Raw genomic sequence first — 13,894 nt, 5'->3', positions numbered from 1 at the left:
TATATGGAGTTTTAGTGAATAGATAATCAATTATTGGCCGTTGCTAGTTGAGGGGATATTTAGCATGAGCATACAAAAAGAACAAACAATTGAACGGGAATCAAAAACGAGTAAGAAAGCAAAGGAGAGTGCGAGTAAAACTCAAGACGAGCCATCATCTAACTTAGATGCTACACAAATTTATTTGAGTGAAATAGGATTTTCACCGTTATTAAGCGCAGAAGAAGAAGTTTATTTTTCTCGATTATCACTTAAAGGTGATGAAGCCGCGCGTAAACGTATGATTGAATCCAATCTTCGCCTTGTGGTAAAAATTGCTAGACGCTATAACAATCGTGGCTTACCTCTATTAGATCTTATTGAAGAAGGAAATCTAGGTTTAATACGAGCAGTTGAAAAATTTGATCCTGAACGAGGATTTAGATTCTCTACTTACGCTACTTGGTGGATACGTCAAACCATTGAACGTGCCATCATGAACCAAACACGTACCATTCGATTACCTATCCATGTAGTTAAAGAATTAAATATTTATCTAAGAACTTCTCGAGAACTGGTTCAAAAGCTTGATCACGAGCCGACCGCTGAAGATATCGCTCTCGCATTAGATAAACCCGTTGCTGATGTCAGTAAAATGTTGCGTTTAAATGAACGCATTACTTCTGTTGATACGCCGTTTGGCGGAGATTCTGATAAAGCGCTTTTAGATGTTATTCCGGATGAAAAAAGCCAAGGTCCAGAAAACAGCCTACAAAATAATGATATGAACAATAATATCATTAACTGGTTGAACGAGCTCAATAGTAAACAAAGAGAAGTATTGGCACGTCGATTTGGCTTGATGGGGTATGAAGCGGCAACTTTGGAAGATGTCGGCGCTGAAATTGGCTTAACACGAGAGCGTGTTCGTCAAATTCAAGTTGAAGCATTAAAACGTTTGCGGGACATTTTAAGCCAACAAAATTTATCTATCGAGTCAATATTCCAAGTTTGATTTTTTCTTAGAAAAACTAATGCCGTCTTGATGTAAATTTGATATATCAAGACGGTTTTTCATTTTCATCGTTATTCTGCAATTAAGCTATTGTTTGCGATAAGCTCTTTGTCATTGGCTTTAGCATTAATGCTTATTTGAGCTAGTAGCGAACTAGCATCTTGTTTTACATCATTTGTTGCAACTAACATTAAGCTTTCATTTAAATATGCATGCGCTACGTTTTGAAAGTCTTGTGTATTGATTTTCGTCACATCTGTAGGCTCTGCAGCTTGTACGAAACCAGCTGAAAACAATGTGCTGAGTAAAATGGCTTTAGTTAAGTTTTTCATATTGGTACCTCAAATTATCGTTAAATATCCATATAGAAATTAAAGGACCTATCTCATGCTGCAATAAATGGGTTGGGGACATTTATTACCATGCGAGCTGTTATTCAGTGTCTAGAGATGATGTCCTTCATCTACGAGGCGAATAATACGCCTGTTTGTACATTTATTACACCGATATAAAGTAATGTTATTCATTAAAAAAACTAATGAATAAGTTTTGTTTTCTTTCGATTTGTTGTCATAATGTCGATATGGGTAAATTCCTTAAACAAAACTAGAATCAAGGTATGCAATGTCTACTAGACTTCCTCCATTAAATGCATTGCGGGCTTTTGAAGCATCAGCAAGACACCTTAGCTTTACAAGGGCTGCAGAAGAGTTGTTTGTTACTCAAGCTGCTATAAGTCATCAAATAAAATCTTTGGAAGAACACTTAAGTATCAAGTTATTCATGCGAAAAAATCGCTCGTTACTGTTAACTGAAGAAGGACAGTCATATTTCTTAGACATCAAAGATATTTTTAATGCACTTCATGAAGCAACAGATAAGTTATTAGCTAGGGGGGCAAAGGGAGCAATTACTGTAAGTTTACAACCAAGCTTTGCCATTCAGTGGTTAGTGCCACGATTGAATGCGTTCAATATTTTACATCCCGACATTGATGTCAGGATCAAAGCGGTTGATCAACCTGATAACTCACTTACTGAAGACGTGGATGTGGCAATTTACTATGGACGCGGGAGATGGTCGAATGTGCATGCTGAAAAGTTACACACGGAGTACCTTATTCCTGTATGTTCTCCTTTATTATTGAGTGGGAAAAAACCGTTGTTTTCGTTAAACGATCTGACGCAACATACGTTACTTCACGATACTTCAAGAAGAGATTGGAAACGTTGGTTTAAAGAGGTCGGTGTAAAAGGGATTAATGTTAACCACGGTCCTATTTTTAGCCATTCCTCCATGGTACTTCAAGCGGCGATTCATGGCCAAGGAGTAGCGCTAGCTCATAGTGTGCTTGCAAAACCAGATATTACCTCTGGTCGCCTTGTATGCCCTTTTAATGAAGTACTTGTTAGTAAAAACGCCTACTACATTGTTTGTCGAGAGCAACAATCTGATTTAGGTAAAATAGCCGCGTTTAGAGACTGGGTTATGGATACAGTAGAAAACGAGCAAGAAGAAATTAGCGATGGCCAATTAAAATGAAGACTTCGTCTATTATGGAACATGCAGAAAACCCAAAAGCACTGTTTGTTTTTGCACATGGCGCCGGTGCAGACATGAATTCCTCTTTTATGAAAATCATGAGCGAATTGTTATTAGGTCGCAACATCAGTGTGATGAAGTTTAACTTTCCTTATATGGACAAAAGGGGGCAAGACGGCAAACGCCGCCCGCCTGATCGGATGCCCGTACTACTTGATACCCTCGCGCATCATCTTAACGTGTTAGAAAACAAGCTGCCGATAATGTTGGGTGGAAAATCTATGGGTTCACGAGTTTGCGCTACGTGGCTTGCCGATACAATAGACCATGGTTCAAATTGTATCTTAGGGTTAGTTGCGCTGGGTTACCCTTTTCATCCTATTGGCAAGCCTGAGAAGCTGAGGTTAAAGCCGTTACAGGACAATTCACTGCCAACACTGATTATTCAAGGTGAAAGGGATAAACTAGGTTGTAAAAATGAAATAGCCAATTACCATTTGCCAAAAGAGTGCAACATTAAATATATGATTGACGGTGATCATGACTTAAAACCTCGTGTAAAATCAGGTTATACGCATCAGCAACATATACAACAGGCAAGTGAACTCGTAGAGAAATTTATTGATGAAAGACTGCAGTATTAAAGGTGCTATCAAGTACTTTATTGCCAGTAGTGGGGCATTTTGCGTGTTGTTTGGTGCGTGGCTATCACATGGTGCTGCTTTTCTTAATACTGGGCAGCAGCAAAGCTTAATAACGGCATTAAACTATCAATTTATTCATACGTTAGCGTTACTTTCAGTGTATGTCTGGTATAATCTCGCGCCTCAAAAGTCACTTAAAATTACGTTACTGTTGTTTACAGCAGGTATACTGCTTTTTTGTGGCAGTATTTATTTAAAAACACTAACAGAATTTTCTATGCTCGGTAAACTTGCTCCTATAGGGGGAATGACTTTAGCTGTCGCTTGGATTTCGTTGGTATTTCAGAGACAGAAATCATGAAAACCTCAATTGTTCTGTATTGTCGCCCTGGTTTTGAAAAAGAATGCGGTGCGGAAATTCAAGAAAAAGCCGCTTGGAAAGATGTGTTTGGTTACCTAGAGATCATCAAGAAGCAAGGTGTTGTCTATTTCCATCTACAACAAAAAGATGATGCAGAGCGCTTAATGGAGTCATTACCATTATTTAGGCTAATCTTCACACGCCAGTGGTTTATCACATTAGGTGAAACGTTAGCGTTGCCAGAATACAATCGGGTAGAAGCAATTGTGGAACAGCTAGGTACTGATTGGCAATATGCAGATCTACGCATGGAAACTCCAGACACTAATGATGGTAAGGCGTTGTCTAAGTTTTGCCGTAAATTAGCAGTTCCTCTTCGTCAGGCATTAAGAAAAGGCAAAGTGTTGACTGCAAAAGGCGATCAGGAAGGCGCAATATTGCACGCATTATTTTTTAATGGTCAAGAAGTACAACTTGGTTATTCTCTGCCGGGTAATAGCTCTCCCCATGTGATGGGTATTCAGCGCTTAAAATTTCCAAATGAGTCGCCAAGCCGTTCAACATTAAAACTTGATGAAGCTTTTTTAACTTTTGTTCCAAAAGATGAGTGGCCTGAACGATTAACGTCAGGTATGAATGCTGTAGATTTGGGGGCTGCACCTGGTGGGTGGACATACCAATTAGTCCGTCGTGGTATGATGGTTACTGCGATTGATAATGGGCCAATGGCTGAGTCGCTGATGGAAACTGGTCAGGTTAAACATCGCATGGTTGATGGCTTTAAATATATTCCACAAAAGCAAAATGTTTATTGGTTAGTATGCGATATGGTTGAAAAACCGCATCGAGTTGCTTACTTAATGGCGCAGTGGTTGTTGCATGGCTACTGTAAGGAGGCAATGTTCAATTTAAAGCTGCCTATGAAAGGACGTTATCAACAAGTCAGCAAAGACATTCAAATGATAAAAGATACTTTCGCCGAGCATGGCGCGAAATACAAACTTCAAGCAAAACATCTGTATTATGACAGAGAAGAAATAACGATTCATGCACGTTTGCTAACGCCACCACCATTAGCAGATTAAGTACTTTTCTAGGGACATAAAAAAAACCGGTAATAGCCGGTTTTTTTTATGTTTAAAACATGAACTAATTTCGTAAAATTATAAACGTTCTAATAAGGCGTCAGTGAAGTCTGTTGTGCCGTGTGAGCCACCTAAGTCACGAGTTGTACGATCGCCACTTTCAATCACCTCAGTAATAGCGTTTCGAATATTCTCTGCTTTATCGCCCATATCTAAGTACTCTAACATCTGGATAGCCGCTAAAATAACTGACGTTGGGTTTGCTAAGTTTTTACCGGCAATATCTGGTGCACTACCATGTACCGCTTCAAAAATGGCGCAATCTTTACCAATGTTAGCGCCAGGCGCCATACCTAAACCACCGACAAGGCCGGCACAAAGATCTGATAAAATATCACCGAACAGATTCGTTGTAACAATCACGTCAAATTGCTCAGGGTTCATCACTAATTGCATACAGCAGTTATCAACAATCATTTCTGTTGATTCGATATCTGGGTATTGCGCCGCAACTTCGCGAGCTACTTTAAGGAATAAACCTGAAGTAGATTTCAAAATGTTCGCTTTATGTACAGCAGTGACTTTTTTACGACCTTCTTTACGAGCAGTTTCATAAGCAAACTCGACAATACGCTTAGCACCTTCTCGTGTGATCAAGCTCATTGCTTCTGCCGTTTCACCACAATCAGATACTGTTTGACCTAAACCTGAGTACATGCCTTCTGTGTTTTCACGAATAGTAATGATGTCGATATCTTCGTAACGGGCTTTTGTGCCTTTAAAAGAAATTACAGGGCGAACATTGGCGTACAATTGGAATTGTTTACGCAATGTCACATTGATTGAGGTAAAACCTTCACCTACAGGGGTTGTTAATGGGCCTTTTAAAGTAATTTTATTCTTCTTAATCAGCTCCATTGTTTCTTCAGGAACTAGTTCACCATGTTTTTCTAAGGCAGTTAGGCCTGCATCGGCAAATTCATAATCAAAATTACAACCTGCTTTGTCTAAAACTTTAAGTGTTGCATCGATAATATCTGGTCCGATCCCGTCGCCTGGAATTACAGTGATAGTTTGCTTAGCCATTAAAATGTACCTTTCAATAAAATGAGATCAATATAGCCTGTGGCAAGGCAGCGAGTGCATTAAAGAATATAACTGCTCAAACCACTTGGTCAGTTGCGCCGCTTTATACCATGGTTAGCTTATGTAAGCTAGTGTAAAAACTTACAACAAAACGTTAACTTGATGTATTAGCCATTAGTATAGGAAAGTTCTAAATAAAATGGTCAAAAGGACTTAAATTGTTCGTAAGCCGTGCTGCCTATGGCGGTAAGTATTCCATTACTAAATAATAGAGGAGTGCATTCTTCTAACGTAGTAATTCCGTCAGATTTCATGTGTTGAGTACGGTAAAAAAGTACTTGATAATTGGTGCCCGCACTTTTTTTCGCTTCAGTGATATCTGGGCTTCCAAGCTCGGTCAGTGCTTGTTCGAATGTAAAAGTATCTAATTTCAACTTGGCAATATATTGACGATTAAAGGCTTCACGATCTTCCCATTTCATGTTTGACGGATTATCGTCATAGAAATTCACTACTAGCAATACAAAAACACCATATGCAGCCAAAGCCAATAATACACGAGAGATAATTTTCTTATTCATCAATAGTTACTTATACATTTTTTATTCAATTAATCTGTGTGTAAGAATAGCGTTTAATGTGAGCTTTTAAAATAGCTTTGAATAGTTTCTTTACAAAGTTTTAGCAAATTTAGACCGGTTGGAGGGTCGGTAATCGAATATCTTTTAAATTAAAGCCTAGTGGAATGTCGTACTTAAGTGACAATAGCTGATGGCTTAATTTTATAGCATCTGTATGTTCTTCTATTTTAGCTTTGACTGACGATTTTAGGTCATCAGCACTAAGAATGGATTGAATAGAGCCATATTGGTTGATGAGCGCAGATGCCGTCACTTGGCCTATACCTAGAACGCCAGGGATTTTATTTGTGTTATCTCCTGTTAAAGTCCATAGGTCTACTAGTTGTGATGTTTTGACATTGAACTTTTCAAAAACGTACTGTGGATTTAAAAAACGGCGGTGGAAATAGTCATAGACGGAGACATTGTCGTTTAATAATGACAAAAAACATTTGTCGGTTGAGATAATGGTTGTGCGCTGATTTCTTAATGCGACCTTGATTGCTAGTGTTGCAATGACATCATCTGCTTCGTCTTCATCAGGATCAAGTGAGTCGACTCCCATGGCAAGAAATTCATCTTGGATGTCGGGGAGCCTTTCAAATAAATGAATTGGCATCTTTTTCCGTCCTTTTTTATAGTCGGGAAAAAGTTCATATCGCCAACAAGGCTTCTCACTGTCAAAAACCGCTAGGGCGTGCGTAGGTTCAAGAGTAGAAAGTATATTTGATAGTGCCGTGGAGCAGGCTTTTTGGGTATTAAATAATACTTGTTGTTTGGTGTTTTCTGACAATTCATTGTTAAGTAAGAAAGGACGCTCTTGAACCGCATAAATGCGGCGGATCAAGTTTAGAGCATCGACTAGTACTACATGAGCTGTCATTCAGGAGCGCCTTGTGCAATTTGGTAACAGGGTACATACTTGCTACCTGGTAATTTCATCCGTTGTTGTTCTACAAACGAAGCCAATAATTTATCCATCAGCTTCATTATGCGAGATTCTCCGGTAATGGTAAATGGTCCATGCTCCCTAATGGCTTTGATGCCTTGAGATTTTACATTTCCAGCGACAATACCTGAGAAAATTCTTCGTAAATTCGCGGCGAGTTCTGCTGTCTTCATATCACTCTTTAATGCCATCTCTGACATGTTCTCGTGAGTAGGCTCGAACGGGTGCTGAAAATCTGATTCAATATTCAGTGACCAGTTAAAATGAAACCCATCACTGGTGTCAACACGGTGTGAGATGACTTCACTTAACCCTTTTTTCATCTCCACGGCCACGAGTTGCGGGTCGTCAATAATAATTTGGTATAAGGCTTGTGCTTCAGCCCCTAGTGTTGCTTCGATAAAGTTGTCAATTTCTCGAAAGTAAGCTTCACTAGCTTTTGGTCCGGTTAAAATAATTGGTAAGCGTTGTTCTTGATTTTCTTCATGCAACATAATGCCAAGAATATAAAGCAGCTCTTCTGCTGTGCCTGCGCCTCCGGGAAAAATAATAATACCATGAGATAATCGAACAAAGGCTTCAAGACGCTTTTCGATATCAGGCATGATCACTAATTCATTTACAATAGGATTAGGTGGCTCTGCCGCGATAATACTAGGCTCAGTTAAACCAATATAGCGACCAAAATTATTACGTTGTTTAGCATGGCCAATTGTAGCCCCTTTCATAGGCCCTTTCATTGCCCCAGGTCCGCAGCCAGTACATATATTAAATCCACGCAAGCCTAGCTGATAGCCTACTTCTTTGGTGTATTGATATTCGATACTATTGATTGAGTGTCCGCCCCAGCAGGTAACTAAATTTGGCTCTGTATCAGGTAAAATAACGTCAGCATTGCGTAAGATATCGAAAACGACATGAGTTGTTTGTGCACTTGATTGTTCTGGTTTTATCGTCAGTTGATTGTAGCGATTGTGGGTAAATAATATATCTCTGAGCACGGCAGATAAATGCTCGCGAATACCACGAATTATCGTGCCGTCAACAAACGCTTCTTGTGGAGGATTAGTCAGTGCTATTTTTATGCCGCGTTCACGTGTAACGACTTGAATTTGAAAATCTAGAAACTGTTGATAAATTTCTTCTGCGTTGTCTGTATGACTCCCAACATTTAACACTGCCAGCGAACAATTTCGATATAAACAGTGTATTTTGCTTTCAGCTGATTCTTGCAGCTCATCCACTTCTATTTGTGATAATAAATTCATATTACCGACAGGGTTTAGCAAAATTTGCATATAGACTTCTCCTTGTGACTGGAAATTGAGTTCTGATTAAGGCTTATAAATAAATCACCTTATTCTTACCTTGCTCTTTTGCCTGATACAACCCAGTATCAGCACGTTCAAAAGCCGTATGAATGTTGTCTGAAACATTGACATGGGTGGCACCAAATGACGCACTAATGTTGACTTTGGTGTTCTTAAACTTAAACGGCAACTTAGCTATTTTTTTGCGTAATGTATCCAAGCTTTTTAGTAGTGCGGTTTGATTGACTCCGCTATAAATAAGGACAAATTCCTCACCGCCATAACGAGCGATAAAGACCGAATCATCGATAGATGATTTCAAAATATTAGCAATAACTTGTAAGGTTTTATCACCAGCCGTATGTCCATAAGTGTCATTAATGCGTTTGAAGTTATCCAAATCCAAAACCACTATTGCCAAATCGAAGGGCTGATGATGAAATTTGACCATGTTATACGAGAAATACTCGTCAAATGCCGCACGGTTATGGAGTTTAGTTAACGCGTCTCGTAGACTTTTCTGTTTTTGCTCTGCCAAACGCTTCTCAAATGTCTTACTTTGCTTTTCTAACAGGTCAACTTTCTCTTGCATAGAATTTAGTTGTTCATTTAGTAAGGTAAAATGGCTTAGCTCAACATCTGATTTATTGTTGATGGTGCTTGCAATTGTGAGCAACTGATTTTGTATTTCGTCTTTCACTTCTGTTAATGAAGGAGACTGTTCAACGGTTTGTGTTAATTCTGATAATTGCTTAGATAATTCACTATTTATTTTTTTCTGCTGCGTTTGATAGCTCGATGTACTGTCCATCGTTTCACATACAGATGATTGAACTGTTGCGAGGGCTTTGCTCAATGAAGAAAGAAAAGATTTCGCTACTTTACGTTCTATGCGCATGTCCTCAATAATGATATTGAAGATAGTTAATAATGTTTCAAGTAGTTCATCTGCACCCAATTCCGTGGATAAATTTGATTTTAATTTATTCAGTTTTTCGAGTTGTTTATCAGAAAGCTGAATATCACTTAAAATCCTAATAATTTCCCTTAGTACGTGATTGTTAGATAGCGCGTCACTTTTACTCGCAGCATGTTCGCCCTCCGAATCACTAGCCTGTGCGCTCTTTTGATTTTGTCTCGTTTCAGATAGTACTAACTTATTGCCGATTGCTTGACCATACAAGTCAATTAGCTCATTAAGTTTTGGGATATATTGAATTAACGCTTCTTTATGATCAGGGTTGTCGTTCAATAATTTGCGTAAATTGCGGCGCACGTCATTAGGTAATCCATTAACTTTTTGCAGCGTTTTACCGGCAACATGTAACTGTTCATGCATGTCACGTATATGTCTTTCATTTTTACTTGCGTGTTGATTGATGATTTTAGATATTGTTTCGATTTCTTTTTCTATCTCTGATATAGGAGCAGATTTTTTTAATAAAGCACGCAGTTTTGCTAAACGATTATCCAGTTCTAGATCTATGCCTTTGCATATTTTTGAAAGTTTACCAATAAAGGTCGTTAATAGGGTAGTCTGAGCATTAAAATCTTCTTCTAACAATGCTCTAGACTTGATGGCGGTATCGAGTTTTTCTTTCGCTATTTTTAGTTGCCTTGTAACAACCAATTGCTCGCTCATATTTACTGCTTCCATGATTTTAGATATTAACGTTTCTATTCATCTTATGTGAAAGGATGTTCAAGGTACTGCTCACTCTTATAGCAAGCATTCTTCCAAAGTAAGTATAGGTTATATATACCAGAACTCGTTGATAAATGTAGTATAAGTCGCATAAATATCAGTCACTTTTAAAGAAAAAATGTATTTTTGTATTTCAAAATACCGAAAATGCCAAGAAGTAGGTACACTATAGCATCGGTAGCACAAAGCAGAATAAAGATATTAGAAATATGACAATAAAATCTCCCCTTAAATACCTTGCAGGCGCCTTAGCTTTGTCTGCAATTTTCCAAAGTACAGCAGATGTTGCAGTGAATATTGATTTATCTGAGGCTGAACATCATTATGCGCTGGTTGAGCTGCAACTTCCACAATCTACCAAAGCAAGTGTTGACTTTCATCTACCTGTTTGGCGCACTGGTCGTTATGAAATACTGAACTTAGCCAATGGTATTAGAGAATTTCACGCGAGTTCAAAAAATAAGCAATTAACATGGAATAAAATTGACAAAGACACATGGCGCGTTTCAGGAGACTTATCAAAAGGTTTTAATATCACCTACCAAGTATATGCGAATCAGTTAGCTAAGCGCACTCGACATGTTGATGATAGCCATGCCTATCTCGATGCTTCAGCCGTCGTTATGTACACTGATGAAGTACGCGATGATAAGCATGTGGTCAGTCTACATGTGCCTAGTGATTGGCGTTCTGTGTCTGGCCTAGAGTCTGGGAGTCATGCTCACCAGTTTATTGCGCCTAATTATGATGTGTTAGTTGATTCGCCGATTGAAACAGGTATTAATGAATGGCATCAGTTTAAAGTCGATGGTCGCGACTATGAATTAGTGATTTGGGGAAAAGGAAATTACGACAGCGAGCAAATGGTTAAAGACCTAAAAGTGCTTGTGGCACAAGGTGATGTTATTTGGCCAGACTATCCTTTCTCAAGATATGTCTTTATGGTTCACGCCACCAGCGGGGCACGCGGTGCCACTGAGCACTTAAACTCAACTATTATCCAACGTTCACGTTATAGCTTTTCTGAACGGAAAGATTATTTAGGTTTTTTATCTACTGCTGCCCATGAATTTGTACATACATGGAATGTTAAACAGTATCGCCCTGAAGGTTTAGTTCCTTATGACTATCAACAAGAAAACTATTCTAATTTGTTATGGTTGTCTGAAGGCTCGACTAGCTATTTACAAAATCAACTGTTGATGCGTGGTGAATTAATGACCACCAAAGAATGGTTAGATAATTTATCAAAGCGTATTATCGGCTATCAACATAAACCCGGACGCAAGGTACAATCTGTTGCTCAAACCAGCTTTGACAAATGGATTGAAGAAGGCGGAGATTATGGTAAAAATCACGGTGTGAATATTTATGCTGAAGGCTTCTTAGTGTCATGGATGCTTGATTTTGAAATACTCGAGCAAACCCGTTTAAAGAAAAGCTATCGTGATGTGCACAGTGCTTTGTCTACTGATTTTGCTATTCCTAAAACATTTAATGATCAAGATGTTAAAGACATCTTAAAGCAAGTCACCGGCAATGATTATCAAGCCTGGTGGCAGAAAAATGTTGATGGTTTAGCTGATCCAGATTTTGACGCGTTGCTAAGTAAAGCAGGTTTAGAAATTAGTTATGGGAAAAAAGAGAAATCTAAAGCGTGGTCGGGTATTTCTGCTAAAGCTCACGCAAGTGGCTTTATTATTACCTCTGTGGAAAAAAGCTCCGCAGCTTGGCAAGCCGGCTTAACTACTGATGATATTATTGTTGCAGTGGATGGTTTAAGACTTCAAGGCAAAGATTTAGAAACTCGCTTGAAAAACTTTAAACCAGAACAAAAAATTGCGTTAACGTTTTTCCGCCGCGATCAACTTATGACCAAAGACATCGTGTTGGCGTCGTTACCTGCTGAAAAATTAAAAGTTGTTACTAAAAATAAAGCCTCTCGAGCACAAAAAGCGTTTTTTAAAGCATGGACTGGATTGGATTTTCCTAAGTCTGACAAAAAATAATGCTCAAGGTTAAGTAAGCATTAAAATGAAGAACACTTCGTTATTGACGAAGTGTTCTTGCATTTGGCGCAGACATTGGTTCGGAGCTTCTAAAAGGATTAATATCTAATCCGCCTCGCCTTGTGTATCTTGCAAACACTTCCAAAGAAGAAACATCACAAAACTTTTTGATATCACAGTATATACGCTCTACACATTGTTCATGAAATTCATTGTGCTCTCGGAAAGAGACCAAGTAGGATAGTAATTTTGCGTGATTTATCGCCTTGCCAGAATATTTTATGTAGACGCTAGCCCAGTCAGGTTGATTAGTGATAAGGCAATTTGATTTTAATAGGTGACTAACTAAATGTTCTTCAACTTTTGCATCGCTTGGAACATCACTGGCCAATAAGCTTGGATCATAATCGTAGCTGAGCACTTCTATGTCTTCTTCATCGATGCAAGTTGCGGTGATTGGCGTTATTGATAGCGCAGGACATTTATCGACGGCAAACAAGCTCACGACAACTGGTGCATTGGCTGTTTTTGACAAATCCTTAATCAGAGCTTCTTCAACTTGCTGTTGTGAAACGAACTGGCTTTGATTAAAGCTGTTGAGATATAACTTAAAGGACTTTGATTCAACTATATTATCGCTGGTACAAGGAACACGAAATTCGGCAACCGCAACCACAGGTTTACCTTTGGTGTTTAACCATGATAACTCGTATCCGTACCAAACATCTTCACCGTAAAATGGTAAATTTTCAGTGGTCAATGATAAATTGTCGCGATTAAGGCTTCTAGGGACGCCTTGAAGCAAGGTTGGATCATATTTATTACTATACTCGGTTGATTTTCCGAGCGTTAAGCCTTCTAATGCGCTAGAGTTTTGATAGTTAGCCATGGTGAATTTGTAGTAGTTACATCTTAGCCGCTATTTTAGAGGAAATTGGAATTAATGACAGGTAAAAATAGTTTACTTCAGCAAGCTCTTTTAGGTTTTGCTCAGCAATATGTTCAGGCATATCAGACACAATATTCACACCTGCCATTAATTGAGCATGATGATGAATGGCCATCACCTTGTTTTGTCTCAACATTTAAGGAAGGGGAAGCTGATTGTTGGCAGCCGATTGCTATTGAAGAGTCATTGTCATTGAGTAATGTAGAAAAGGCTTTGGAGCTAAATCTACATCTTGATATTAAAGAATTCTTTACAACTCTCTATAGTGATAGCCTTGATGCTAGCTGTGAGCACGGTGATTTGAGTTTGCTGTTTTTGTGGAGTGAGCCTGATTTTGAGCGGTTACAAGAAAACATTATTGGTCATGTGTTGATGAAACAAAAGCTCAAGCAAGAATTAACTATTTTCTTTGGTGTTACCAACGAAGAAGATCTTATTTTATCCGTTAAAAATGATAACGGTGAAGTGTGGGTCGAGAGAGTGGGCAAAGAGCCCCATAAAAAGTTGGCTGATTCTTTAACAGAATTTATTGGCCTACTAACGCCTAGAATACCCTAACTCTTATTTAATCTGTGGACAGGGCAATACAAAAAATCATTTTGATTAACAAACAATTGATTGCCCTAAACAGCCCCATTAC

At 38.6% G+C, this 13,894-nt stretch carries 14 protein-coding genes; 7 read left to right on the top strand and 7 right to left on the bottom strand.

Features of this window, described 5'->3' with window-relative positions; translation table 11 throughout:
• Positions 1 to 64 precede the first annotated feature (64 nt).
• Entirely contained in the window at positions 65 to 994 is a 930-nt protein-coding gene (rpoS, locus tag QUE03_RS13950; RefSeq protein WP_286262485.1) for an RNA polymerase sigma factor RpoS, read from the top strand.
• Positions 995 to 1,065: 71 nt separating this feature from the next.
• On the opposite strand, the gene QUE03_RS13945 is transcribed toward rpoS, so the two are convergent.
• The gene (locus tag QUE03_RS13945) at positions 1,066 to 1,326 is read right to left on the bottom strand and encodes a hypothetical protein (RefSeq protein ID WP_286262483.1); all 261 of its coding nucleotides are present in this window, start codon (positions 1,324 to 1,326) and stop codon (positions 1,066 to 1,068) included.
• A gap of 292 nt (positions 1,327 to 1,618) precedes the next feature.
• Between QUE03_RS13945 and QUE03_RS13940 the strand changes: the two genes are divergently transcribed.
• The 4 genes from QUE03_RS13940 to rlmM are packed head-to-tail and all read left to right on the top strand — an operon-like array spanning position 1,619 to position 4,626.
• Complete coding sequence (locus QUE03_RS13940) at positions 1,619 to 2,536, top strand: transcriptional regulator GcvA (protein ID WP_286262481.1); 918 nt, start codon at positions 1,619 to 1,621, stop codon at positions 2,534 to 2,536.
• On the top strand, positions 2,533 to 3,180 hold the full coding sequence (locus tag QUE03_RS13935) for an alpha/beta family hydrolase (RefSeq protein WP_286262479.1): 648 nt from the start codon (positions 2,533 to 2,535) through the stop codon (positions 3,178 to 3,180). The genes QUE03_RS13940 and QUE03_RS13935 overlap by 4 nt, the downstream gene beginning before the upstream one ends.
• Entirely contained in the window at positions 3,161 to 3,541 is a 381-nt protein-coding gene (locus QUE03_RS13930; protein ID WP_286262477.1) for a DUF423 domain-containing protein, read from the top strand. The genes QUE03_RS13935 and QUE03_RS13930 overlap by 20 nt, the downstream gene beginning before the upstream one ends.
• Positions 3,538 to 4,626, top strand: a complete 1,089-nt coding sequence (gene rlmM, locus QUE03_RS13925; RefSeq protein WP_286262475.1) for a 23S rRNA (cytidine(2498)-2'-O)-methyltransferase RlmM — start codon at positions 3,538 to 3,540, stop codon at positions 4,624 to 4,626. Before QUE03_RS13930 ends, rlmM begins: the two co-directional genes overlap by 4 nt.
• Positions 4,627 to 4,704: 78 nt before the next feature.
• Here rlmM and QUE03_RS13920 read toward each other — a convergent pair whose 3' ends face one another.
• The 5 genes from QUE03_RS13920 to QUE03_RS13900 all read right to left on the bottom strand — a co-directional run bounded on the left by QUE03_RS13920 (position 4,705) and on the right by QUE03_RS13900 (position 10,233).
• Complete coding sequence (locus tag QUE03_RS13920; RefSeq protein WP_286262473.1) at positions 4,705 to 5,712, bottom strand: isocitrate dehydrogenase; 1,008 nt, start codon at positions 5,710 to 5,712, stop codon at positions 4,705 to 4,707.
• Between the two features lie 203 nt (positions 5,713 to 5,915).
• Entirely contained in the window at positions 5,916 to 6,293 is a 378-nt protein-coding gene (locus QUE03_RS13915) for a DUF3192 domain-containing protein (RefSeq protein WP_286262470.1), read from the bottom strand.
• Between the two features lie 109 nt (positions 6,294 to 6,402).
• Complete coding sequence (gene xni, locus QUE03_RS13910; RefSeq protein WP_286262468.1) at positions 6,403 to 7,215, bottom strand: flap endonuclease Xni; 813 nt, start codon at positions 7,213 to 7,215, stop codon at positions 6,403 to 6,405.
• Positions 7,212 to 8,579 carry a nucleotide 5'-monophosphate nucleosidase PpnN gene (gene ppnN, locus QUE03_RS13905; protein WP_286262465.1) on the bottom strand — a complete coding sequence of 456 codons (1,368 nt, stop codon included), beginning with the start codon at positions 8,577 to 8,579 and terminating at the stop codon, positions 7,212 to 7,214. The genes xni and ppnN overlap by 4 nt, the downstream gene beginning before the upstream one ends.
• A gap of 43 nt (positions 8,580 to 8,622) precedes the next feature.
• Complete coding sequence (locus tag QUE03_RS13900) at positions 8,623 to 10,233, bottom strand: diguanylate cyclase (RefSeq protein WP_286262464.1); 1,611 nt, start codon at positions 10,231 to 10,233, stop codon at positions 8,623 to 8,625.
• A gap of 272 nt (positions 10,234 to 10,505) precedes the next feature.
• Here QUE03_RS13900 and QUE03_RS13895 point away from each other — a divergent pair, with 272 nt between their 5' ends.
• Positions 10,506 to 12,305: a M61 family metallopeptidase gene (locus tag QUE03_RS13895; RefSeq protein ID WP_286262462.1), complete on the top strand. Its 1,800-nt coding sequence runs from the start codon at positions 10,506 to 10,508 to the stop codon at positions 12,303 to 12,305.
• Positions 12,306 to 12,345: 40 nt separating this feature from the next.
• Here the strand turns inward: QUE03_RS13895 and queF are convergent, their stop codons facing one another.
• Positions 12,346 to 13,194 carry an NADPH-dependent 7-cyano-7-deazaguanine reductase QueF gene (gene queF, locus QUE03_RS13890; RefSeq protein WP_286262460.1) on the bottom strand — a complete coding sequence of 283 codons (849 nt, stop codon included), beginning with the start codon at positions 13,192 to 13,194 and terminating at the stop codon, positions 12,346 to 12,348.
• Positions 13,195 to 13,248: 54 nt separating this feature from the next.
• On the opposite strand from queF, the gene syd reads away from it, so the two are divergent.
• Positions 13,249 to 13,812: a SecY-interacting protein gene (syd, locus tag QUE03_RS13885; RefSeq protein WP_286262458.1), complete on the top strand. Its 564-nt coding sequence runs from the start codon at positions 13,249 to 13,251 to the stop codon at positions 13,810 to 13,812.
• The last annotated feature ends 82 nt before the right edge of the window (positions 13,813 to 13,894 follow it).

It is taken from the genome of Thalassotalea atypica (assembly GCF_030295975.1).
Taxonomy (GTDB): Bacteria; Pseudomonadota; Gammaproteobacteria; order Enterobacterales; family Alteromonadaceae; genus Thalassotalea_F; species Thalassotalea_F atypica.
This window is presented reverse-complemented; position numbering and strand designations above follow the sequence as displayed.

Bases quoted from the DNA above. Each gene is read 5' to 3' on its own strand.
- rpoS (WP_286262485.1), top strand. From the start codon at position 65: ATGAGCATACAAAAAGAACAAACAATTGAACGGGAATCAAAAACGAGT.
- QUE03_RS13945 (WP_286262483.1), bottom strand. From the start codon at position 1,326: ATGAAAAACTTAACTAAAGCCATTTTACTCAGCACATTGTTTTCAGCT.
- QUE03_RS13940 (WP_286262481.1), top strand. From the start codon at position 1,619: ATGTCTACTAGACTTCCTCCATTAAATGCATTGCGGGCTTTTGAAGCA.
- QUE03_RS13935 (WP_286262479.1), top strand. From the start codon at position 2,533: ATGAAGACTTCGTCTATTATGGAACATGCAGAAAACCCAAAAGCACTG.
- QUE03_RS13930 (WP_286262477.1), top strand. From the start codon at position 3,161: ATGAAAGACTGCAGTATTAAAGGTGCTATCAAGTACTTTATTGCCAGT.
- rlmM (WP_286262475.1), top strand. From the start codon at position 3,538: ATGAAAACCTCAATTGTTCTGTATTGTCGCCCTGGTTTTGAAAAAGAA.
- QUE03_RS13920 (WP_286262473.1), bottom strand. From the start codon at position 5,712: ATGGCTAAGCAAACTATCACTGTAATTCCAGGCGACGGGATCGGACCA.
- QUE03_RS13915 (WP_286262470.1), bottom strand. From the start codon at position 6,293: ATGAATAAGAAAATTATCTCTCGTGTATTATTGGCTTTGGCTGCATAT.
- xni (WP_286262468.1), bottom strand. From the start codon at position 7,215: ATGACAGCTCATGTAGTACTAGTCGATGCTCTAAACTTGATCCGCCGC.
- ppnN (WP_286262465.1), bottom strand. From the start codon at position 8,579: ATGCAAATTTTGCTAAACCCTGTCGGTAATATGAATTTATTATCACAA.
- QUE03_RS13900 (WP_286262464.1), bottom strand. From the start codon at position 10,233: ATGAGCGAGCAATTGGTTGTTACAAGGCAACTAAAAATAGCGAAAGAA.
- QUE03_RS13895 (WP_286262462.1), top strand. From the start codon at position 10,506: ATGACAATAAAATCTCCCCTTAAATACCTTGCAGGCGCCTTAGCTTTG.
- queF (WP_286262460.1), bottom strand. From the start codon at position 13,194: ATGGCTAACTATCAAAACTCTAGCGCATTAGAAGGCTTAACGCTCGGA.
- syd (WP_286262458.1), top strand. From the start codon at position 13,249: ATGACAGGTAAAAATAGTTTACTTCAGCAAGCTCTTTTAGGTTTTGCT.